1 protein-coding gene is annotated in these 1,884 nt (G+C 24.2%); it reads left to right on the top strand.

All coding sequences use genetic code 11. From position 1 onward, the window contains the following. Positions 1 to 56: 56 nt before the first annotated feature. Positions 57 to 1,841 carry an ABC transporter ATP-binding protein gene (locus NSA58_RS19670; RefSeq protein ID WP_257560892.1) on the top strand — a complete coding sequence of 595 codons (1,785 nt, stop codon included), beginning with the start codon at positions 57 to 59 and terminating at the stop codon, positions 1,839 to 1,841. Positions 1,842 to 1,884 lie beyond the last annotated feature (43 nt).

Below are 1,884 nucleotides of genomic sequence, written 5' to 3'. Positions count from 1 at the left end.
TAAAAAATAGTACACTATTATTTAATTAAAAAACTTGTGGTAGGTAAGGTATATAAATGAAAGCTAAAAAAAATTCACTTAGAGGTATAAAAGATTGTTTAAAGCTATTGTTTAAATACGACAAAAAATATTTATTTATTTCTATAATCATGGCTATATTCCAAGGGGTTATACCAACATTTACATTAACGATAAGTCAACAAATTTTAAATACATTACAAAAGAATCAAACAACTATAAAATACTTAGTTTTTTTACTATCTATTTATGCAATGTTGAATGTAATTCCTAGTTTGATAATTTCAATATATAGCTATTATAGAACTAAATTCAATAAAAATTTTGAAAAATACATTGATGAGCTACTATTAAAAAAAATATTAAAACTAAACTTAAAAGACTTCGAAGATGATGAAGTTTATGACATGATAAATAGAGCTAAGTCTCAAAGGGGCATAAATTTAACAACACTGTTTGAAAATTCAGTTAATTTAGTTAAAGAAATAATCTCCATAGTATCACTGATTGTTTTACTTTCTAAATTTAATGTATGGTTAATCTTAATTGTCATAATAGTCCCAATAATCAATTCATTATTTTCAGTTAAGTTTGGAAAAGAACAGTATGATATAGTATATGATCGTACTTACAAAGAAAGAAAATTATGGTATATAGACCATTTAGTCTCTAAAGGACAAGCTTACAAAGAAATAAAATTATTTAACATAGGAAATAAGCTGTTAAATTACTATCTAAAGTTAAAAACTGAAATTATAAAGCAAGATTTAAAAGTAGTTAAAAAAACATTTTGGACAACTTTGTTATGTATGTTTTTTGATTCTGTTATAGATGCTATGATAATAGGATATATAATTTTCCAAGGCTTTTTAAAAAAAATATTAATTGGGGATACAACAGTATATATTCAAGCAGTTCAATCTATAAAAAGTAATGTTGAATCAATATTTACCTTAGTTAGTACAATAATTCAAGAATCATTTTATATTAATTTATTTTTCGACTTATTAGAATACAATATCTCTGATACTCCTGATGAATTATTGGGTGATAAATTTACTATTTCTAATATTGAACATATAAAAATTGAAAACTTATCCTATAAATATCCAGAATCAGATTGTTATGCACTAGAAAATATCAACCTAGAAATCAGTAAAGGAGAATCAATAGCTCTTGTGGGTAGAAATGGTTCAGGCAAAACAACTTTAATAAAAATATTAATGGGTTTTTATGATAATTATGAAGGTGTAATAAAAATAAATGGTATAAATTTTAAAAAAATAGACAAGCAATCATATAGAGATATAGTTAGTAGTGTTTTCCAAGATTATATAAAATATGAGGCAACACTTAGAGAAAATGTATCTATAGGTTTAGGAATATCTTTGGGAGAATCCAATGAAAATATAGATAGTAAGATATTAGAAGTGATTAAAAAAACAAATTTAAAAAGTAGTATTTATAAGGAAAATGGTCTAGACACAATTCTTGGAACTTGGTTTGGTAAAACACAATTATCAATGGGAGAGTGGCAAAGGTTAGCCATATCTAGAGCATTACTTAAAAATGCAGATTTATATATTTTTGACGAACCCGATGCATCACTAGATGCAGAAGCTGAAAGTCAATTATTGAATTTATATAAATCTACCTTTAAAGATAAAATAGGTATATTTATAACTCATAATATATCTACTGCAAGTAAAATAACTGATAATATAGTAGTTTTGGATAATGGATCAATCGCTGAAAGAGGAAACCATAAAGAATTGCTTTGTGAACAAGGAATTTATTCAAAACTATTTTATAGCAATAATTAAATATTAGGTTATTACAGAATTATTATATCTATCTTAATAATTC

It is taken from the genome of Terrisporobacter muris, assembly GCF_024621905.1.
Classification (GTDB): domain Bacteria; phylum Bacillota; class Clostridia; order Peptostreptococcales; family Peptostreptococcaceae; genus Terrisporobacter; species Terrisporobacter muris.
Note: the sequence above shows the minus strand (reverse complement) of the source record. Positions and strands in the feature narration are given on the sequence as shown.